The following is a 21408-nucleotide window of genomic DNA, read 5'->3' as shown; positions in this document are numbered from 1 at the left end:
ATTAAAGACACTCGCAAAAAACAATAAATCAAGAGAATGTCTACCAAACTATAGATACTATGGGATAACCTAAATAAAAATACTGATTCAAATCAATGACTTCTTAGTCTTTTTCCCTTTTTATGATTAGGTTTATTTTCAAACATATAAAAGCCTATCTTTAACTGGTCGTGCCATTCTTTTTCCGACACAGCTTTATATGGACTGTTAGTAACTTATCTCTTTCTAATATTTTATTTGAGACTTGTTGCAATACGTCAACTAAGAAAAATAACACTATTGTTGCAAGGGTTATTATAGATATAACATAAAGTATAATATACCGCAATATATATTCGGATATTAGAATATATACGTTTTTATATAATAAGAAATACCCAAAAAAGTCATATTTTCTTGGAGGAGAGTTAATTTTTTAGGTAGTAACAAGATGTGGTTTTGTACTAGATCAGAGCGTTCAAACGAGCTTAGTGTAGAGGCGTATACTTTGTTAGCACTGACCTATTTCAAATTAGTAAAGGCAAAAGTATCTACCAAGTTTTTCTCTAGGCTTTCGTTAGCATCGCTCATGCTTTTACAGGTCTGATTTTCCATCAAGTAAGTTGTCAAAATCTCTGTTATCCAATCTCATCTCATACTATAATCCTATTAACATGAATTTTATTCATCCTATGTTTAAATAGTATCGTTTTTATTCATGTAATGGTTTAGGTATGATTCATCTCATACAGAAATTTGGCTTTATCTCAAATAATGAGAGTAGATTAGGGTAGCGGATTATCATGAGTAAACAGTTTACATATTCCATCTCAAGCATTCGTTTTGATGAAAACTATCAGCCTGCAGACAGCACACGTCTGACGACTAACTTTGCCAATTTGGCACGTGGCGAGAGTCGTCAAGAGAACTTACGCAAAACGCTGACTATGATAAATAACCGTTTTAATGATCTCGCACATTGGGATAACCCAACCGCTGACCGTTATTCCGTTGAAGTTGATATTATCTCTGCAGACTTAGATATCGAAGGCAATGGCCATACATTTCCAGTCATTGAGACGCTGAAAACAACGATTATCGATCATAAAGAAAACAAGCGTATTGACGGTATGATTGGCAACAGCTTCTCATCTTATGTGCGCGATTATGACTTTAGCATCCTATTGCCAGAACATTTTGAGAAAAACCCAAAATCGCCACCAGCAGCCGATTTTGGCGATTTGCACGGCAAACTGTTTCAACACTTATTGAACTCAGAGGCCTACAAAGCCAACTTTAATAAACAACCTGTGATTTGCCTCAGTGTGTCAAGCAGTAAAGTCTATCAGCGTAATGGCAATCAGCATCCTGTATTAGGGGTTGAATACAAACAAGATGATTATTCTTTAAACAATAGGTCGTTAACCGATGCTTACTTCCATAAAATGGGCTTGACCGTTCGCTACTTCATGCCTTCCGGTAGCGTTGCACCTTTAGCGTTTTATTTTGCTGGTGACTTGCTAAGTGATTACACCGATCTTGAGTTGATCAGTGCTATCAGTACCATGGAGACCTTCCAAAAGATTTACCGCCCTGAAATTTATAATGCCAACTCTACCGCGGGTCACATGTATCAACCTAGTTTGAAGTACCAAGATTATTCGCTGACTCAAATTGTCTATGACCGCGAAGAGCGCAGCCAAATGGCGGTGACGCAAGGCAAATTTACGGAAGATGAGTTCATTAAGCCATACAAAGCTATTCTTGATGAGTGGGCGGCAAACTATGTTGTGACAAGTGAAACTGTGCAAAAAGAAGCGGTAAAAAAACACGCGGCTTAATAGACCCTTATCAACCGAAATATAAAAGACTAAAATATAAAAGAGTAATCACCATGGAACTATTATTACCGACGTCAACAGCGGGCAGCTTACCGAAACCTTCTTGGTTAGCAGAACCTGAGAAAATCTGGTCACCTTGGGCATTAGAAGGGGAGCAACTGCTTGAAGCCAAACAAGATGCGCTACGTTTGACATTGCAAGAACAAAAGCATGCAGGCATTGATATTGTTAGTGATGGTGAGCAGACTCGTCAGCATTTTGTGACCACCTTTATTGAACATTTAGATGGCGTAGATTTTGAGAATCGTAAAACCGTTAAAATCCGTGATCGCTATGAGGCGAGTGTGCCGTCAGTCGTTGGTGCGGTGAGCCGTCAAAAGCCAGTATTTGTGGACGATGCTAAATTTTTACGTCAGCAAACCGATCAGCCAATCAAATGGGCGCTGCCAGGCCCGATGACGATGATTGATACGTTATATGACGGTCATTATAAGAGCCGTGAAAAACTGGCTTGGGAATTTGCTAAAATCCTCAATCAAGAAGCGAGAGAGTTAGAGGCAGCTGGTGTAGATATTATCCAATTTGATGAACCTGCCTTTAACGTGTTCTTCGATGACGTCAATGACTGGGGTATTGCCACGTTAGAGCGTGCAATAGAAGGTCTAAAGTGTGAAACGGCAGTACATATTTGCTATGGCTACGGCATCAAAGCTAATAATGATTGGAAAAAGACACTGGGTTCAGAATGGCGTCAATATGAGCAAGCCTTTCCTAAACTGCAACAATCTAATATCGATATTGTTTCTTTAGAGTGTCAAAATTCACATGTACCGATGGATTTGATTGAATTGATTCGCGGTAAAAAAGTGATGATTGGTGCTATTGATGTGGCAACCAATGACATTGAGACGCCTGAGCAGGTAGCCGATACACTACGCAAAGCCTTGCAATTTGTCGATGCGGATAAGCTTTATCCTTCGACCAACTGCGGCATGGCACCTTTGTCGCGCCAAGTGGCACAAGGCAAACTAAAGGCGTTAAGTGCAGGCGCTGCAATCGTGCGTCAAGAACTGACGGCTTAGGTTTTATTAACTCAGCTTATGCAAAATTGAATTCTTCTAGGCTGAGTTTTTAACTTGAATGATGCTTATTGAAGTTCAGTCGTTGAGGAAATTATATTTAAAGAATTTCCCTTGCGAAACTAAAATTGAAGCACAATTTTTTAACGTTTCTCAGGATTACAGCAATGATTAAAGATATGATTGAAGCCAACGATTTTAGAGATGCCATGTCTCTATTAACAACTGCGGTCAATGTTGTCACTACAAAAGGCCAATCTGGTCTGCATGGGTTTACCGCCTCTGCGGTATGTAGTGTCACAGATAGCCCGCCAACATTGCTAGTTTGTATGAATCAGGCAGCTCGGTCACATGCACATTTTCTGGAAAACAAAACATTAAGTGTCAATGTGTTAGGCGCCCAGCATGAATCCATATCCAATGCCTTCGCTTCTAAATTATGCTCAGAAGAGCGATTTGAATATGGTTCTTGGACGCAGTTAGCAACAGGTGCCCCTGTTTTAGAGGATGCATTGGTTAGTTTTGATTGTGAGATTGAGGACGTTCAAGAAGTTGGTACGCATAGTATCTTTATGTGCCGAGTTGTCGCCATCAAACATGGCTATCAATACAGCGATCAACAGAGCGGAGCTGGTGAAAGCTTAGTGTATTTCAACCGCGCTTACCATCAAGTAGGTCAAGTAGAAATTGTTTAAGCTGACTTTCTGACATTGATTATTTAATTGTCATCTAACTATAGTCAGCTTAATCTAAAAAAGATACAGTGAAACTGGTACAAATTTTTCTAGCTTGCTGTGCCTACGCCGACAGAGGCTACAAAAAATTCATTCTAGTTTCACGTTGTAAGATAACGTATCCATGTTATTTAGCATCGACTATAAAACTATCATTTAACCGAGAAGTAACTATCCTGTGGAATTAATCATTTTCTTAATAATAGGTGCTCTAGCAGGATTTGCTGCGGGGCTGTTTGGCGTGGGCGGTGGCACGATCATCGTACCGTTATTATTTATTGTCTTTACGCAAATGGGCTACAGTCCTGACAACATTATGCATTTGGCCTTAGGTACGTCACTGGCGACCATCATTGTCACTTCTATCAGCTCGTTAATGGCACACAATAAAAAGGGCGCAGTCATGTGGCCTGTCTTTAAAAATCTGGCACCAGGCTTAGCGATTGGCTGCTTTTTTGGGGCAGGGATTGCCGGACAGATATCAGGGCTATATCTTCAGCTCATCGTTGGGGTGTTTTTGCTGTGGGTCGCTTATAAGATGTTTTTTGGGGGCAAAAAACAGGTCGATAGTCAGGCTAATGATGTCAATAATGCCAACCATACTAATATAGAACTGCCTTCAAAACCCAAGCAATTAGCGGCAGGCGGAGTTATTGGCGTTGCTTCGGCCATTTTCGGTATCGGCGGCGGCAGCTTAACGGTGCCTTATCTCACGCGCTACGGTGTGGTCATGCAAAAAGCAGTCGGTACATCAGCTGCGTGTGGACTGCCGATTGCCATTGCGGGTGCGTTAGGGTTTATGTTCTTTGGAATGCAACAGCAAGTCGATGTCCCTAATACTATTGGCTTTGTCCATATTTATGCTTTTTTAGGTATTAGCATTATGAGTTTTTTCACCGCTAAGCTAGGTGCAAAAGTTGCTCATATACTATCGCCAGAAATTTTGAAGAAATGCTTTTCGGTATTGTTAACCGTCGTGGGATTTTACTTCCTTTACAAGGGGCTGGTTTGAGCATTTATATCGATGTATTCAAGATGCAAAGTTCACGAACGGAATTGTATTGCTTAGTACCGAAAATCGTGCCTAGTCTAATATAAGTAGTTCCATGACAACGGTCTACTTTGAGTAGTCTATAAATGTACCTACAGGCATATCAGACTGGTTCCCTTGGGGTATACCTTAACTAGCAATCTTACGAACTAGTAGAGTAAGTTTGTCTTTACCATTATCAACTGTAGCTTCCTTATCATAAGCGACGGTCGTTTCTTGTTCAGTAAGCTCGTCACCAACTTTAAGAGCCGTAATGACTTTAGCAGTATGCTCATTATATGGCTTTACTATCAGGTTATACTGAAACTCAGTGTCAACAGCGATTGATGCCATCTCCTCAGCATTTACAAGCATCACAGGTGAAGCAATTAACTCACCATCTTTAAATACAGAAGTAGAAACCTTATAGGAATCAGCAGCAAAGCTTGACCCTGACGCCAACACAGCAGCTAATAACAAACCTATTTTTACTTGCATCTTAATTTCCTTGTTTAAAATAAACTCAAAGAGACAGCTATGATGTTTCTTAGCTAACTCTTTGAGTGAGTAATCAATTTACCTATTGGACAATGTTTGTAGCAAGCTAAAAGCTGGCTGTATTTCATGCATTCTATGACAGAAGCGCCATACATTGAAAGCGACATATTAATTCTTTAGTGCAAATGTCGGCGCGACCAAATAACTATTATCAAAGGCACGCAAACTTCTCAATTGATATTTAAAAATCTCGATGCATGTACACCACAAAGTACACTATCGCTATTTCAGTAGGTCAATGCATTGAATTACGTAGCGTACAACCAAGCTTTCAAGTCCTCACTAGGGACTCAAACCCTCAACAATAGCGCCAGTATTTGCAGTCTTTCTTATTTTAAAACTTGCTAACCACTGTAAATCCAGTATTTCGACTGCTTTGATATAACTCTCCAAGATCAACCCTAAACCTAACACTGCTTAAACCTCAGCACTCTCTACCCAAGAAAATTCTTTTAAAATGTTCATCCATTGCTCATCCAATTCTGCTTTTAGCAACAAGGGCTCACCAGTAACAGGATGACTAAGCGCTAAACTCTGGGCATGCAGTAGCATGCGCGTGCAACCATATTGACTACGAAAAAATCGATTGTGCCGTCCGTCGCCGTGGCTGGTATCACCCACTATGTGATGGAATAAATGTCTCATGTGCCGACGCAGCTGATGCTTGCGCCCGGTCTCGGGTGTTAAGCGCATTAGACTATAGCGGCTAGTGTCATGCTTTTTTGACACCGCAAATGGCAGCTCAACTTGTGCCAAACGTCGCCAATGGGTCACCGCCTCTTGAGCGGGTTTGTCCAAGTTGGCAAACTTATCAGCGATGGCATCGGGCTTAAAGCTCAACTCATAATCAACGGTGCCCTGCTCTGGCATAAAGCCGCGCACCACGGCTAGATATTGCTTGGTAACTTTGTGTTCAGTAAAAGCCTCGGTAAGACTGCGCGCCACAGCTGAGCTCTTGGCAAACAACAACACGCCTGAGGTAGGCTTGTCTAATCTATGCACCGGAAATACATGGCAACCTACCGCATCACGGGTGAGTTGCAAGGCAAAGCGCGTCTCGCCTTTATCCAGCCAACTACGATGCACTAATAGACCAGCTTCTTTATTAATCGCCACCAGAAACTCATCTTCATAGATAATTTCTATTTGGTTAGCAGTGCCGCTTTCGATATCCATGTTTTCAGTGCCCATACTTTAGATACTATTACTTTAAATACTATCATTATATATCTACTATCTTTTATACATATCCTTTTTATCGCATCTGTAGTGCCATAATAAATTTGGACTGCGATTCAGAGAAAATACGCGGTATACCAATGAGTAGTGATTAGAATCAACCATATGTAAGCAAGTTTGACGATCGCAAATACACTCTCAAAGACTGCCTCTTATTTCCATAAAAGACGTTATGGTAAATGGATTTAGAAATTAGTATTTTAATCTTTTTCAATGTGCTTGCCACCTTAATATAACGGTTATATTGGAGTATCCTCAAATTATTGAGGTTTTCCATTTTTTTTATTCAAAAAAAATCCTCCGCCATCTAGTTTATGTAAGGTGGCGGAGGATTCAGTATGATGAGTAATTATCTATCATACTAGAAATGTTCTAAATCCTTGATAAATATAGAAGCTGTAAATGGCTAATAATAATTACCTATCATACTAGTTTAGTTAATCTTACTTATTGAGCTTAATATTTAGTAATTAGCTATCATACTGATGTTCCAATATTATTGACGGCTTCTATTTTAAATGCGGCGCTATATTTGATACGTTGGGTATCAAGATGCAGGATCTATTTTTTAGATTAATCGAGCTATCTCCAACTCCAATATTACCGAGAGCGTACTTGTGAAGAATGATCCGCTTGGGGGCCTCTGAACTCGGGAAGGATTTAAAAGGCCGGCTGAACTGTCAGTCTTGTTGCATTGAGTTTAAGGCTTCAGTTCTAGCTCGGTGTTGGCGAAGTAATCCGGATTAGAATTGAACACCTATTCTTTGCCGTCGTCGAGCGTCACTTTCTTGCCATCGTCGTACTGTTGTACTACTACAGTCTTTCCCTGAACCTGGCAGCGGGCGATGGCGTATGGAGAGAGTTCGGCCCCAAAGTCACGGTAGGCCCAGCGAACCAAGGATGCAGACATGATAATGAGTACTGGTATCATCGGTAGCGCTACCAGGATAGTGGAGGTCTGAACCGCTTTGAGGCCGCCAACGGATAGGAGCCCTACACCAACCAAGGCAAGCATAAGGGTCCACAAGATACGATTCCATCTGGCGGGCTCTTCATAACCGGTGAGTTCCTTGGTGCAGATCGATGCCAGCATGTAGGCGGAAGAATCTACAGTTGTGGCCAGAAATACAAAGCATAGCAGTGTGAATAACGGGATTACCAACCATGCTACTGGCAAGGTTTTCAAGATCGCTACGACTGTTGCCGGTATGCCATCGCTGCTCAGAATCGTCTGCAGATCGACTGCTCCACTAAGCTGCAGGTCAATAGCATAACCGCCCCAGATTGCAAAGAAGGCCCAGCAGCCGAGGGTACCCCAGACTACGCCATTAACGATTATGTTCTTAATGGTACGACCGCGCGAGATACGTGCTACAAACAACCCCATCATAGGCGCGTAAGCGATCCACCAAGCCCAGTAGAAGATGGTCCAGCTCTCGGGGAAGCCACCCTTTGCCACTGGATCAGTCCAGAAGTTAATGCGGAAAAAATTATCTAAGAACAATCCTACACTGTTAGTCCAAAGGTTCAACAGAAAGATCGTTGGCCCCACAATCAAGACAAAAAACAGCAGCAGAAAACCTAGCGCCGCATTGATATTTGATAGCGTCTGAATTCCCTTGTTCAGACCGTTATAAACACTCCAGGCTATCATCGCGGTCCAGGCGGTCAGGATCCCCATCTGCAATCCAAACGAATCTGCCAGTCCGAACATCTCCTGAAAGAGGGCGGACACCAAAGGCACGGAAAGTCCCAGAGAGGTTCCCACACCACCGACTATCGAAAAGATCACAATGACGTCGATCAGCTTACCGATAGGGCCGTCCACCGCTTTTCCGAGTATACCGCGGCAGGCTTCGCTGAGGCGCAATACATTGACCTTACGTACGTACAGAACATACGCCATAGGCAGGGCAGGCATCAGATACAGCGCCCAAGGCACTACGCCCCAATGGAACATCGGATACATGGCTGCCCATTCGGCTGCCTCAGTGGTGCCGCCTTCGATACCCAAAGGCGGGCCTGAGAAGAGGTAGAGCGGTTCTACAAAGGCCCAGTTACAGATTGAGATGCCGATTCCTGCACAGAACAGCATGGCAATCCAAGGAACGGTCCTGAACTCCGGCTGCTCGTCGGGTGCGCCCATTTTGATCCGCCCCAGAGGGCCGTATGCAAGCCAGACCATAAAAAAGAAACTGCCGATTCCGGTTAGCAAGTAGAGCCAACCGAAGGTGCCGGTGAACGAACTTAAAAGTCCATCAACAGCGGCTTTTCCCGCCTCCGGATATAAAGCAAGAGGAATGCTTGCAGCTAAAATAGCAATTATCGAAGACCAGAAAATTCCCGGGTCGATCGTTAATTTATTGTTTTTTTGAACGGTATTCATTACCTTTACCTCGCACGTAGTCCTTTAGGGAGGGGTACCTCAAGTTTTATTTGTTATTGCTTGAGGTAATTATTACTAGCACTGTCAATTATTGGTGCCTTATATTTTTCTAATATTTAAAAAATCGTTTCAATAAAAGTGTGTGTGAACCGGTAGAAAGAAGCTACTGTTGTAATCGAACCAAGGCATCGGCAGCGACTGCACCTTTACCTTTAGGCCTGACCATCAAGGGGTTGATATCCAGTTCGGTAACACTGTCCCAGTGATCCATAGCAAAATCAGCTACGGCCATAATGGCATCTACTACGGCTTCCAAGTCGCCTTCCGGGTGGCCTCGAAAACCCCGCAGCAACGCGCTGCTTTTGAGTGATAGAACAGCCGTACTAGCGGCTTCGCGGGTAATTGGCAGCAGCATAATTGCACTGTCGTTGAGCAGGTTGACCAGAATGCCGCCCGTACCAACAATCAGTGCCAGTCCGAACTGTTCATCTCGTTTGAGGCCAATGATCAGCTCGCCAACAAAGTCTGAAATCATAGGTTCGATCAGAAAGCGGGCATCGGCGAGCCCCTGTTCGGCTAGGCGGCCCGCCATTACCTCAACAGCGCTGGCCACGGCGCTGCCATCTTTAAGATTGAGCATGACGGCCCCAGCCTCGGTCTTGTGAGCCAGCCTGTCGCTGACCCCTTTCATCACCACCGGGTAGCCAACTTCGTCCGCTGCTTCTACCACATCTGCTTTGTTTACACAGCGACCGCCGGGTAGTTGCAGGCCATAGCGGCCAACCAGTTGCTTAGAGGCCCACTCATCTAGCATCTTGCTCTCGCCTTCCACCAATAAAGGCCCGCGCAGAAGTAATTGCTCAGGGTCATCCATTGCGGCCACTTGACGGCGGCGCTCGCCATAACGCACAAGCCGTGCCAACGCTGCAACACCGTCTTTCAGGCTTTGCAATGGTGCAATACCAGCTTTCGCTAACCGCTGGCGGGCGTTCTCCGGCATTAGTTCGCTGAGGTTAGAGATCACGGCGCAGGTCTTGGGGTGGTTGGCGTGAGCGGCAATTAAAGAATCAACCGCCACTTGCCATTCGTGATCGTCACCAATGCCCTGTTTGGGGAAGTCTAACGCTAATACGGTAGCGTCACAGTCGCCCTCCATCATAATGCCAAATACCTCGGTACAGGCTTCAAGGTTGCCCCAAATCGAGGTGTTGTAGTCTAAGGGGTTGGAAAGACTGGCAAAATCGGGCAACCATTCACCTAGTTTTTGTTCCTGTACCTTGGATAAGCTTGGTAGCTGAAGCTTATAGTGATCCAGACTATCGGCTAGCATGGCGCTATCACCGCCGGAGCAGGTCAGCACGCCGATACGATCCCCTTTGGGAAGTTCGCACAGAGAGGCAATCTTCAGGGTTTCAAGCAGCTCAGACAAAGAATGCACACGAAGGATGCCCAGCCTATCAAACATTGCCTGATACATATCATCAGAGCCCGCTAAGGAGCTGGTATGACTCATGGTCAGCTGGGTGCCGATCTCCGAAGTGCCTGCCTTGAGCACTACCAGAGGAACGCCTTTCTCTAAAGCCTTCAAGGCCGCACGGCTGAACGTTTCAATATCTTTTAACCCCTCGATATAAAAACCGATGGCGGTTACACGATCGTCTTCGAGCAGTGGCTCGATATAGTCGCCTGCGCCTAATACTGCCTGATTGCCAACGCTGATTACATGGGTGATTGAAAGTGAGCGGCCGTGCATGGTCAGATTCAGCGCTACGTTACCACTTTGGCTGATAATAGCGACGCCTTTATCGGTACGCTCACCACAAAGGCGGTCCGGCCATAACGCGACGCCGTTGGTAAAATTTAGCAAGCCATAGCAATTGGGGCCTACTAATGCCATATCTCCGGCCGCTTCTATCAGTGAGTCTTGCAGTTCATCGCCATTGTTGCCTACCTCAGCAAAGCCAGCGGCGTAACAAACCACGCCGCCGCACCCACTTTTATTCAGGTCGGCGACGGCTTGAACCGTCAGCTTAGCATTGATGGATACGAACGCCGCGTCAGGAGTGCCAGGTAAATCATCAATGCTGGCGAAACAGGGTATATCAGCGATTTCATCGTACTTGGGATTAACCACCCATATTTCGCCATCAAAGCCGATGTCTCGAGTGTTTTGGATAGGAAGTGCCAGGTTGGAACCGCCAATAAATACAATACTGCGCGGTGAAAGCAGTCGTTGAAGATTTTCTTGTTTTGTCATGATTAGAAACCTTATAAGCCCAAAAAAAGAGTTAGGGCGCGCTCGTGCGAGCCCTAGGGGACTTACCAACCAGTGTAAATATCGAGGCCACGCTTCTTAATTTGGCCGCTGATAATGACACGTTGGATTTCTGAAGTGCCTTCCCAGATTCGGTCGACTCGGGTGTCACGCCACAAACGCTCAACTGCTTGTTCACGCATATAACCGCGACCACCCAGAATTTGTACAGCCTTGTCGCAAACTCGGCCCACCATTTCGGAACAATACAGCTTCAATGCTGCCGCTCTGGCGTGATTAAGCTTGCGGTCGCTGGTCTGGTCGATTTCCCAGCTCAGTCGGTAGAGCATAGACTTGGCGGCCATGATTTCGACGCCCATATCAGCCAGCATGAATTCGATCGCTTGAAAGTTATTAATTGGCTGGCCGAATTGGATGCGTTCGGCGGCAAACTTGTTTGCTTCTTCAGCGGCTCGAATGGCGCCACCAACGCAACGGGCTGCTATTCCTAGGCGCGCTTCAACAAACCAATCCTTGGTCATATCGTAGCCTTGGCCGATTTCGCCCAGAATTTTGTCTTCTCCAACAATCACGTCGTTGAAGATGTACTCAGGGTGCTTGAACGCAAAATGGTGGGTATAAAGCGGTGTACGTTTGAGCTCTACACCAGGCAAGTTCTTTTCAACAAAAAATACGGTGGGTTTGGTTGAATCACCATCTACGTGAGCGTGTACCAGAATATAATCGGCAATGTCTCCGATGGTTACGAACCACTTCTCACCGTTGATTTTCCAGCCACCCTCGACCTTGTCTGCACGTGTCATGCACTGAGTCGGGTCAGAGCCTGCATCGGCTTCAGTAATGGCATAGGCGTCGCGACGTTTGCCCTGACAAGTCGGGATTAAATATTCTTCTTTTTGCGCCTGAGTAGCGAAGCGCATGGGATAAGAGGGATACCAAAGCGCGTCCCAGATGGCGCCAGTGGCTTTGCCTAGTTGCTCGTTGAGAATGGTCTGTTCAAAGATACTAAAGCCTTGGCCGCCATCTTCCTTGCTATGGTTTGGTGCGTTAAAGCCCCACGCCAATGTGGCATCGATAATCTTTTGGTGAGTTTCACGGCTGATGCCGTCATTTTCTTCACACTCCATTTCATGGGGGAAGAGAACGGTTTCGGTAAATTCTTTGGCTTTTGCCTGCAGTTCAAGATGCTCTTTGGAAAGATTAAAATCCATTGTAAAGTCTCCAGGGAATGTTAGTGTTGATGATGATGTGCCGTTTGTTTACGGGCCTAAACTATTATTTACTCTACGCAGGAGTGCAAGGGTGTGGTTGACCAAAAACGACGTATTTATCATGAAATACGACAATGAACGGTGTCGTTTTGTGGCGTAAAATCTGTTCTGTCGTTTTGGTGCATTTTTATGACGATTTTGTGCAATGGGTATATCGGGCTTTGCGCTAAGGTGGTGGCAATGGAACAACCAATACAAAAACAACAGAGGGATTGAACAACATGTCAGTGTCTGTACATACCGAACACAGGGGCTCAGCGTTATTAATCACCTTGAATCGCCCCAAAGCTAATGCGATAGACTGCGCCACAAGTTTTGAGCTTTACGAGGCCTTGGCTGAATTTGAGCAGAACCCTTCTCTTCAGGTTGCGATTATTACTGGAGCCGGCCAACGCTTCTTTTCAGCGGGATGGGATCTTAAAGGCGCCGCCGCGGGGGAAGCGGTAGATGCTCACCACGGCCCTGGTGGTTTTGCCGGGCTGACCGAACTTTTCAGTCTGACCAAGCCTGTTATTGCCGCCGTTAACGGCATGGCAGTTGGTGGTGGTTTTGAACTGGTTTTGGCCTGCGATTTAATCGTGGCAGCTGACCATGCTCAGTTCTTCCTACCCGAAGCTCAGATTGGTATTGTCCCTGATTCAGGTGGTGTGTTTCGTCTGCCCAAGCGGTTGCCTCGAGCAGTTGCTATGGAGATGCTACTAACGGGTAGTCGCCTGAGTGCAGAGGAGGCTCTGCGGTGGGGATTAGTGAACGCTGTTGTTGCCCCGGACGAATTGATAGCGACGGCACTGGCGCTGGCCGGACGAGTCGCTGCAAGTGCTCCCTTAGCTCAACAGGCAATCATGGAACTAGTCTCCGCCGGAGAATCAATTTCCGTGCAGCAAGCGTTTGAACTTCAGCGTAGTGGATCGCTGCCGGCTTACAAACGCATGCTTCAATCACAGGATGCCGAAGAAGGCAGCAATGCTTTTGCGGAAGGTCGCCCCCCAATCTGGAAAGGGTGTTAAAAGGAGATAGGTTATGGAAAATATATTTAGAACTGATTTGTTTGCCGGTAAAACGGTTTTGATAACCGGTGGCGGGAGCGGCATTGGCTTGGCAATAGCTCGTAATTTCGGCACTTTGGGGGCTCGGGTGGTGATTGCGGCTCGAGACCAGGAGCGATTGATTGAAGCGGGACAGAGCCTGCGTGAGGCTGGTGTCGATGCGATCGAACTGGCAGTCAATATCCGCGATAGCGACTCTGTGGCAGGTCTAATAGAACAGCTGGAGCTACAGGGAATTGGTATTGATGTATTGGTTAATAACGCTGGTGGACAATTTGCTGCGCCTGCCCTAGAGCTCTCTGCCAATGGCTTTCGGTCGGTTGTTGACCTTAACCTCACCGGCACTTTTCTTATGTGTCAGGCTTTTGCCCGGCACTGTATGAACCGTAAGCTACCCGGATGTATCATTAATATTGTTTTGTGCCAGGCCAACGGGCTGCCCGGTATGGCGCACGCGGGTGCTGCCAGAGAAGGTGTCGTCAACTTAACCCGAACTTTAGCTTGGGAGTGGTCAAATCTTGGTATTCGAGTGAATGCCGTGGCACCGGGCACTATTAAGACTGAAGCATTGGATCAGTATGACCCAGTTGCGCTGCAGGATGGCATCAATAAGCTACTGATAAAGCGCATGGGCTTACCCGAAGAAGTTGCTCAATCAGTAGCTTATTTGGCATCACCTGCTGCTAGTTTTATCACCGGCACATGTCTCGCCCTGGATGGTGGTGAACACTTGACAGGCGCGTCTCCGCAACGCTAATCAAAGGATGAATTCTATGCCCTGTTATGAGTTTGAAGGTTTGATTCCGGTGGTGCATCCCAGTGCTTATGTTCACCCCACAGCAGTACTCATCGGTGATGTGATTGTTGGCCCTAATGTTTACATTGCTCCGCTAGCATCTCTGCGTGGAGACTATGGCCGCTTAATCTTAGAGGATGGTTCCAACCTTCAGGACAATTGTGTGATGCATGGATATTGCGACACCGATACCGTTGTTGAGGCTAACGGCCATATTGGGCACGGCGCAATTCTTCATGGCTGCATAGTAAAGCGTAATGCGCTAGTCGGTATGAATGCGGTAGTGATGGACGGTGCCATTATTGGTGAGGACAGCATAGTTGCCGCCGGCAGTTTTGTTAAGGCCGGCTTTAAAGGGGCACCCCGCCAGTTGTTGGTAGGTTCGCCTGCCAAAGTAATTCGTGAGGTTAGCGAACAGGACTTGCATTGGAAAGGCCTCAATACAAAAGAATATCAGGCGCTGGTCTGGCGCTCAGCCGCGAGCATGAACGTGGTTTCGCCACTGCTGGAGATGGAAGCGGATCGCCCTAGACTCAAAGGAGTGACCGTCGTACAACCCAAAGTATGAGACAGAATCAAAGCGATATATTCAAGATTTTTTGATGCATGTCAACGGTCTTCACTCGGGCTGCGAGCGAACTGTTTGCGGTAGCTTCGGGTGAAATGGGGAGCTGAATTGAATCCGCAGATGATTCTGATTTCAGAAATGCTCAAGCTGGACTCTTTCAGCAACTGTCGAGATCGTTCTAGCCGCAACTTCATGTAATAGCCAGAAGGTGAATCGTTCAGAAAACTGCGAAACAGGCGTTCCATCTGCCGAACGGAAATGTGGGCGTATTTTGCCAGCTCTTTGGTGGACAAGGGCGACTCCAGATTTGCTTCCATCTTCTCCAACACGCGCAGAAGGCGTGGATGGTATATTTTGAGCCGTGCGGATAAGTCGATGCGTTGCTTGTCCGATTTCTGACGGATACCACTTTTTATAAACTGTTCACAAACCTTGATTGCGAGAGCATGGCCGAGCTCTGTCTGAATGATATAAAGCATCATATCGATGGCAGAGGTTCCGCCGGCACAGGTGATCAGATTGTGCTCCACTTCAAACAGCTCGTTGGTGAGTTCCAGTTCGGGATGATCTTCCTGAAAGGAAGGTGCTGCTTCCCAGTGCAGGGCTATTCTGTGCTTTTTCAGAAGCCCGGCTGCAGCCAGAAGGTAGCAGCCAGTGTCTATGGCACCGATTAAAGAACCCACGCGGTGGAGTTTTCTGAGCCAGGCCACGGTGTCGTCCCGGATATAATCTTTCGGATTAAAGCTGGAGCAGACAAAAAGATTAAGGGGGGTTGCGGCATCCCGGATAGCAACCGTTTGTTGCAATGCCAGTAGGTTGCTCGCTGCCACCGGTGGGCCGTCCTCGGAAAGCAGTTGCCAGCGAAAAATCTCGCGGCCGGCAAGGCGGTTGGCTACTCGCATTGGCTCAATGGCAGACATCAGGGCTACCATTGCGTATTCAGGTAAAAGCAGAAAGGAAATGGTAAAGGCGCCATCGTTATCAGGATTTAGGATCATAGTGATAAGCCAAGTTTTACTGAATACTATAACAGACAACGGAACATGTAAGTATCTACATCAGATAAATTTATTTGCCCCCGAATTCAGTTTTTTAGGCTAAATCCATTCAGTTATTTCTCATCTAGCTTGCTTGCCAGAAAGCAGTGATGATTGGAATTCAGAAATGAGCACAGCCCTTTGTTCAGAGGGTATAGTCGAAACGGAGTTTGTGGCACAGCCAGCTATCAGCACAGCGGATAGTGGGAGAATAGCAAAGATAATCTTCAAGTTACATCGGGTTCTTTCTACTCTTGTTATTCACAAAAAAATCCTCCGCCATCTAATTTATATAAGATGGCGGAGGATTCAGTATGATAAGTAATTACTCAATGACAATATGCTTTTTAGTGAAGGATAAACCTACTCAACAGTAACCGATTTTGCCAAGTTACGTGGCTGATCGACGTCGGTGCCACGCATAACAGCTACATGATACGACAACAGCTGTACAGGGACACTATAAACGATCGGTGCTAGTATTTCGCAGACATCCGGTACATAGACCACGTGCAAGCGATCTTCTGCAACCATTTGGCTGGCTTCACTGGCGAATACAAACAGCTCACCGTGGCGCGCATGTACCTCTTGCATGTTGGCTTTGAGCTTATCAAACATACTGTCTTTCGGTGCAAGTACGACAATTGGCATGTCTTTATCTACCAATGCCAATGGACCGTGCTTAAGCTCGCCTGCTGCGTAACCTTCTGCATGGATATAAGAGATTTCTTTCAGCTTAAGCGCCCCTTCCAAGGCAATTGGGAACTGCAAACCACGACCCAAGAACAAACAGCTCTTTTTCTCTTCAAAGCTTTCACTCATTATTTTAATAGGCGCATCAAGCTTTAAGCTGGCATGAAGCTGACCAGGTAGCTTATGCAAGTTTTCTAGCAGCGATGATAAACGCTCATTATCGATACGATTTTGTACGACCCCAATCTTCAATAATAGTAGTACTAGTGCTACGAGCTGGGTAGTGAAGGCTTTGGTAGAAGCAACACCAATTTCAGGCCCTGCAAGCGTCGGCAAGAAAATATCAGTTTCACGTACTAGCGATGACGTTGGCACGTTACATAGTGCTAAGCTCACTAAACCTGTTGGACTATGCTTTTGGATCTCGCGTAGCGCCGATAAGGTATCAGCGGTTTCGCCAGATTGTGAGATACAAACAACTAGCGAGTTATCAACGACGACAGGATTACGATAGCGGAACTCACTAGCAATTTCGACCGAGCATGGCAGACGTGTTAAATTCTCAAACCAATATTTTGCAACCATACCCGCGTGATAGCTGGTACCACAAGCGAGTACTTGGATGTGTTGAATACCAGCGAGCTTTGTTTCATGACGCTGTAAAAAGTCATCACGTAGCTTAGTTGTTTCACCGTTATCTACCGCCATCTCAACCGTACGGGCAACTGCGTCTGGCTGCTCATAGATTTCTTTAAGCATATAATGCTTAAATTCGCCTTTATCTGCATTATGCTGCTTGGCATCTATCTCATGAATTTTGCGACTGACTTCTACGCCGTCCGCATAAACACGAATACGATCACGAGTAATGTTAGCAATATCGCCTTCTTCTAGATACATAAAGCGGTTGGTGACTGGCAATAACGCTAACTGATCCGAAGCAATAAAGTTCTCACCGATACCCACGCCAATCACTAATGGAGAACCCAAACGTACTGCAATCAGCTCTTCTGGGCTATCGACATGAACAATACCAAGAGCGAATGCGCCATGTAATAGTGGAATAACAGCGCGAACGGCTTCTAGTAAGTCAGACGTCTCTTGATAGATATCATTAACTAGATGGGCGACTACTTCAGTATCTGTTTGAGAAGTAAACACATAGCCTTTGGCAATCAAGTCTTCTTTTAGCTCAGCATAGTTTTCGACGATACCGTTGTGGACTACCGCGATTTTACCTGAGACATGCGGGTGAGCATTACGTTGAGCAGGCTCACCATGAGTCGCCCAGCGCGTATGTGCAATACCGATATGACCGTCAAAATTTGCTGGATCATCAGCGACCGCATTGACCAATGCCAATACTTTGCCGACTTGACGTTCGCGATGTAATTCACCGTTACGAATGACAGTCAGACCAGCGGAATCATAACCTCTATATTCTAGACGTTTGAGACCTTCGAGTAAAATATTAGCGATATTACGCTCAGCAACTGCGCCTACAATTCCGCACATAGCTATTCCTTAATTTAGATGTATAATGATATTAGGTAAATTAAATTAAATTAATAAGTAATAAGGGTGACAATATTGATTTAGATGTTGGTTTATCAATACGCCCTAAAATTAGTAAGCAGCACCACAAAAATTGCCGCGCTGCCTAAGTTTGCCCAAACATCGCTGTCAGTAGCTTAACTATTTTGACTTTTTAGTCGGACGTTGGAAGTCAGCCTTTTGAACCTGACGAGCACGGCCTAAGCCTAGAGCATTACTATCAACATCATTGGTAATCACAGAACCAGCAGCAATAGTAGCGGTATCGCCTATCGTTACTGGTGCCACTAAACTAGCATTCGAGCCTATAAAAGCATTATCTTTAATGATGGTTTGCGATTTATTGACGCCATCGTAATTACAAGTAATAACACCAGCACCGACATTAACGTCAGCGCCTACGGTTGCATCACCAACATAGCTGAGATGATTAATTTTACTGCCATGACCAATCGTTGATTTTTTGATTTCTACGAAATTACCCACTTTACTGTTATCGGACAATACTGTTTCAGGACGCAAATTTGCAAAAGGCCCAATGTCAACGCCAGCACCGACTTCAGCACGATCAATGACGCAATAAGGTTTAAGATGGCAAGCATTACCAATTTGCGCGTTTTTGATGATACAGCCGGCTTCGATATAGACATTGTCACCTAATGTACAATCACCCTCGAATACCACACCAACATCGACGAATACGTCCTGACCTGCTGTCAATGTGCCACGGATGTCGACACGAGTAGGGTCGGCAAACTGTACACCAGCTTCTTGCAAGTCAGCTACTAGCTTGTTCTGCCATGTGCGCTCTAAGCTGGCAAGCTGTTGACGGTTATTGACGCCTTCAATCTCAAACGTATGCTCAGGCTCAATGGCAGCAATCGTAACGCCATCAGCGACTGCCATTTTGACAATATCAGTCAGATAATATTCTTGTTGTGCATTGTCGTTTGACAGTTCAGGCAAATATTTATGCAACAATGCGTTATTAACGCAGTAAATTCCACTATTGATTTCTTGAATGCTCTGTTCATCTGTACTAGCATCTTTTTGCTCGACAATAGCTTCGATGTTTCCTGATGCATCACGTTTGATACGACCAAGCCCAAATGGGTTATCTACGGTTAATGTCAGCATAGACATACCGGCAGTATTGGCCGCTTGTAATGTCGCCAAGGTCTGGCAGCTTACTAATGGTACATCACCATATAAAATAAGGCTTTGACCGTCTTTTGGTAGTTGCTCTAAAGCAACTTTAACGGCATGGCCAGTTCCTAACTGTTCAGTCTGTGCGACCCACGTAATTGGTAGGTGCGCATACTTATCATCCATCGCAGTTTGTACTTGATCGCCACCAAAGCCATATACGACGATAGTCTTGGCTACGGTTAATTCATCGCAAGTATCTAGAACATGACCAAGTAAAGGTTTGCCTGCCAATGTCTGTAAGACTTTTGGCTTTGCAGACTGCATGCGCGTGCCTTTTCCGGCAGCAAGGATAATTACAGAAAGGGAATTTGTCATAATTACTCTATAATAGGTGTAACAAAATATAAGGATATTATAACGCAAATGTCGGGAAAATACATATTCATTTAAGTGAATATTATGGAGCTTTGTTATCGTCGAGTTTAGTATGATGAGGTAGTCTGTAACATTATTATTCTAAACAGCAACTATCTACGCTAACATGCCGAGCATAACAAATATCCATACGACAGCGGCCATAATACCAGCGATGATGTCATCAAGCATAATACCAAGACCGCCTGCGACCTTCTTATCTGCCCAACCAATCGGTGGAGGCTTAATAATATCAAAAAAACGGAAAAGCACAAATGCGACGATAAGGGCCATGATAGATAAACCTTGCGATATATCCTGCCAAAAGTTTGCTGCCGTGAGACCCATATAAGAGAAAGGTAATAAGGTAATCCAAATACCTGCCCATTCATCCCAAACAATATGCGGATCATCATGACCTTGCATCAGCTCAGAGGTACGACCGCATATCCAAATACCTATAATGCAGGATAAAATGGTAATAATCAAAAATGGGACAAACCCTAAGCTTAATAGTGGTATGGCGATGATTAATCCACCAACCGTTCCCCAAGTACCAGGGGCACGGCGGGGTAGACCACTACCTAAACCAATACCAAGCCAATAAACCACACGATCAAGCATGCTAGCATTTGCTGGTAGAGGTGGGCAGTCATTGGCTTTGCTGATATCAGGCTTAGATAGGTCATGATCGGTCATGGATTAACCTGCAAAATGTTGGTAACCAGTAAGATTGGGCCATGTAGAGAATGGTGCGGGATGAGTCGGTGTTACTGGCTGATTTTGATAGAAAATTTCTGGACGTGACTTTTTTGGAGATAGATTGGTCGATGCATCTGTGCCAGCGTCTATCTTGTCTACCATTGCTATAACCTCGCCAATACAGGTGACTGGAGTGTTGCCGCTATTATTAACAGGGGGCTCAATATGAGCAGGTAGGGTAAAGGCCAATTCGTAATCATCACCACCAGCCAGCTGACATAATAAGCGCTCAGATAAATCAACGCTTGCTAACGGTTTGCTAGTAGGTAGCTGCTCTAGATTAATCCGCATACTAACGCTGCTCTGCTGACAAATATGTCCAAGATCTTGATAAAGACCATCAGAGATATCTATCATCGCGGTGGCGCCAATTTTGGCTAATGCTGCACCTAATGCAATACGCGGGGTCGGCATGTGCAGACGATGCGCCAGCTCCACGCCTTGAGCGTTGTCAGGATACTTTAAGGCATAGGCGGCATCGCCAAGTGACCCTGATACATAGACTTTATCGCCGACTTGCGCGCCTGAGCGGTAGACTGCTGGCGTGTCTGCGGCTAGTAGTCCTTGCGCGCTGACACTAAGTATTAAATTATCGCTGCGCGTGGTATCACCACCAATAAGGGTGACACCGAATAATTGACAAGCATGAAATAAGCCTTTGCCAAATTCAGTAAGCCATTGCTGATTGGCTAATCGTTCTGGTAATGCCAATGCTAGTAGAATGCTATGCGGTGTCGCGCCCATAGCAGCAATATCTGAGACATTGACTGCCACTGCTTTATAACCAATGGCAAATGCCAGCTCGTTAACTTGATCCCAATCGGTACTAAAATGTCGACCTTGAACTAAGGTATCGATGCAGCTAACTAAGCGTGCTCCTGCGGGTAATGCCATTACTGCAGCATCATCGCCAATGCCCTTTTCAACATTATAAGGCGATGACTGTGCCGCTTGCATTTGTGAGAATATACGCTCAATCAGCTCAAATTCATTCATG

At 45.4% G+C, this 21408-nt stretch carries 17 protein-coding genes; 7 read left to right on the top strand and 10 right to left on the bottom strand.

What is annotated here, in order from left to right; all coding sequences use genetic code 11:
• The first annotated feature begins 782 nt into the window (after window positions 1–782).
• From AK825_RS13590 to AK825_RS13575, 4 genes are all read left to right on the top strand, one after another.
• Complete coding sequence (locus AK825_RS13590) at window positions 783–1820, top strand: DUF1852 domain-containing protein (protein ID WP_068038580.1); 1038 nt, start codon at window positions 783–785, stop codon at window positions 1818–1820.
• A 53-nt stretch (window positions 1821–1873) separates the two neighbouring features.
• The gene (locus AK825_RS13585; protein WP_068038577.1) at window positions 1874–2902 is read left to right on the top strand and encodes a methionine synthase; all 1029 of its coding nucleotides are present in this window, start codon (window positions 1874–1876) and stop codon (window positions 2900–2902) included.
• Between the two features lie 176 nt (window positions 2903–3078).
• Window positions 3079–3594, top strand: a complete 516-nt coding sequence (locus AK825_RS13580; protein ID WP_203226547.1) for a flavin reductase — start codon at window positions 3079–3081, stop codon at window positions 3592–3594.
• Window positions 3595–3811: 217 nt separating this feature from the next.
• Window positions 3812–4645, top strand: a complete 834-nt coding sequence (locus AK825_RS13575) for a sulfite exporter TauE/SafE family protein (RefSeq protein ID WP_068038570.1) — start codon at window positions 3812–3814, stop codon at window positions 4643–4645.
• 168 nt (window positions 4646–4813) lie between these two features.
• Here AK825_RS13575 and AK825_RS13570 read toward each other — a convergent pair whose 3' ends face one another.
• The 5 genes from AK825_RS13570 to AK825_RS13550 all read right to left on the bottom strand — a co-directional run bounded on the left by AK825_RS13570 (window position 4814) and on the right by AK825_RS13550 (window position 12332).
• The gene (locus AK825_RS13570) at window positions 4814–5161 is read right to left on the bottom strand and encodes a hypothetical protein (RefSeq protein WP_068038567.1); all 348 of its coding nucleotides are present in this window, start codon (window positions 5159–5161) and stop codon (window positions 4814–4816) included.
• Between the two features lie 477 nt (window positions 5162–5638).
• Window positions 5639–6397: a tRNA pseudouridine(65) synthase TruC gene (truC, locus tag AK825_RS13565; RefSeq protein WP_082787297.1), complete on the bottom strand. Its 759-nt coding sequence runs from the start codon at window positions 6395–6397 to the stop codon at window positions 5639–5641.
• Between the two features lie 820 nt (window positions 6398–7217).
• Window positions 7218–8846: a BCCT family transporter gene (locus AK825_RS13560; protein WP_068038561.1), complete on the bottom strand. Its 1629-nt coding sequence runs from the start codon at window positions 8844–8846 to the stop codon at window positions 7218–7220.
• A gap of 163 nt (window positions 8847–9009) precedes the next feature.
• Entirely contained in the window at window positions 9010–11103 is a 2094-nt protein-coding gene (locus tag AK825_RS13555) for an acetate--CoA ligase family protein (protein ID WP_068038559.1), read from the bottom strand.
• Window positions 11104–11165: 62 nt separating this feature from the next.
• Window positions 11166–12332 (bottom strand): acyl-CoA dehydrogenase family protein, encoded by a 1167-nt coding sequence (locus AK825_RS13550; protein WP_068038555.1) that lies wholly within the window; start codon window positions 12330–12332, stop codon window positions 11166–11168.
• Window positions 12333–12613: 281 nt separating this feature from the next.
• On the opposite strand from AK825_RS13550, the gene AK825_RS13545 reads away from it, so the two are divergent.
• From AK825_RS13545 to caiE, 3 genes are read left to right on the top strand one after another with little or no spacing between them, the layout of a single operon-like run.
• Complete coding sequence (locus AK825_RS13545) at window positions 12614–13399, top strand: enoyl-CoA hydratase-related protein (RefSeq protein ID WP_068038552.1); 786 nt, start codon at window positions 12614–12616, stop codon at window positions 13397–13399.
• Between the two features lie 13 nt (window positions 13400–13412).
• Window positions 13413–14195: an SDR family oxidoreductase gene (locus tag AK825_RS13540; protein WP_068038549.1), complete on the top strand. Its 783-nt coding sequence runs from the start codon at window positions 13413–13415 to the stop codon at window positions 14193–14195.
• 16 nt (window positions 14196–14211) lie between these two features.
• Window positions 14212–14802 carry a carnitine operon protein CaiE gene (caiE, locus tag AK825_RS13535; protein WP_068038545.1) on the top strand — a complete coding sequence of 197 codons (591 nt, stop codon included), beginning with the start codon at window positions 14212–14214 and terminating at the stop codon, window positions 14800–14802.
• A gap of 41 nt (window positions 14803–14843) precedes the next feature.
• On the opposite strand, the gene AK825_RS13530 is transcribed toward caiE, so the two are convergent.
• The 5 genes from AK825_RS13530 to thiL all read right to left on the bottom strand — a co-directional run bounded on the left by AK825_RS13530 (window position 14844) and on the right by thiL (window position 21407).
• On the bottom strand, window positions 14844–15800 hold the full coding sequence (locus tag AK825_RS13530; protein ID WP_068038541.1) for a GlxA family transcriptional regulator: 957 nt from the start codon (window positions 15798–15800) through the stop codon (window positions 14844–14846).
• Window positions 15801–16202: 402 nt separating this feature from the next.
• Window positions 16203–18047, bottom strand: coding sequence for a glutamine--fructose-6-phosphate transaminase (isomerizing) (glmS, locus tag AK825_RS13520; RefSeq protein ID WP_068038533.1), 1845 nt, complete (start codon window positions 18045–18047; stop codon window positions 16203–16205).
• A gap of 180 nt (window positions 18048–18227) precedes the next feature.
• Window positions 18228–19610, bottom strand: a complete 1383-nt coding sequence (gene glmU, locus AK825_RS13515) for a bifunctional UDP-N-acetylglucosamine diphosphorylase/glucosamine-1-phosphate N-acetyltransferase GlmU (RefSeq protein WP_068038530.1) — start codon at window positions 19608–19610, stop codon at window positions 18228–18230.
• 156 nt (window positions 19611–19766) lie between these two features.
• Window positions 19767–20348 (bottom strand): phosphatidylglycerophosphatase A, encoded by a 582-nt coding sequence (locus tag AK825_RS13510; protein ID WP_068038526.1) that lies wholly within the window; start codon window positions 20346–20348, stop codon window positions 19767–19769.
• Window positions 20349–20351: 3 nt separating this feature from the next.
• Window positions 20352–21407, bottom strand: coding sequence for a thiamine-phosphate kinase (gene thiL, locus AK825_RS13505; RefSeq protein WP_068038523.1), 1056 nt, complete (start codon window positions 21405–21407; stop codon window positions 20352–20354).
• Window position 21408 lies beyond the last annotated feature (1 nt).

Origin of the sequence: Psychrobacter sp. P11G5, assembly GCF_001593305.1 — a bacterium.
Classification (GTDB): domain Bacteria; phylum Pseudomonadota; class Gammaproteobacteria; order Pseudomonadales; family Moraxellaceae; genus Psychrobacter.
The sequence above is the reverse complement of the archived record's forward strand: the minus strand, read 5'-3'. Positions and strand labels throughout refer to the sequence as shown.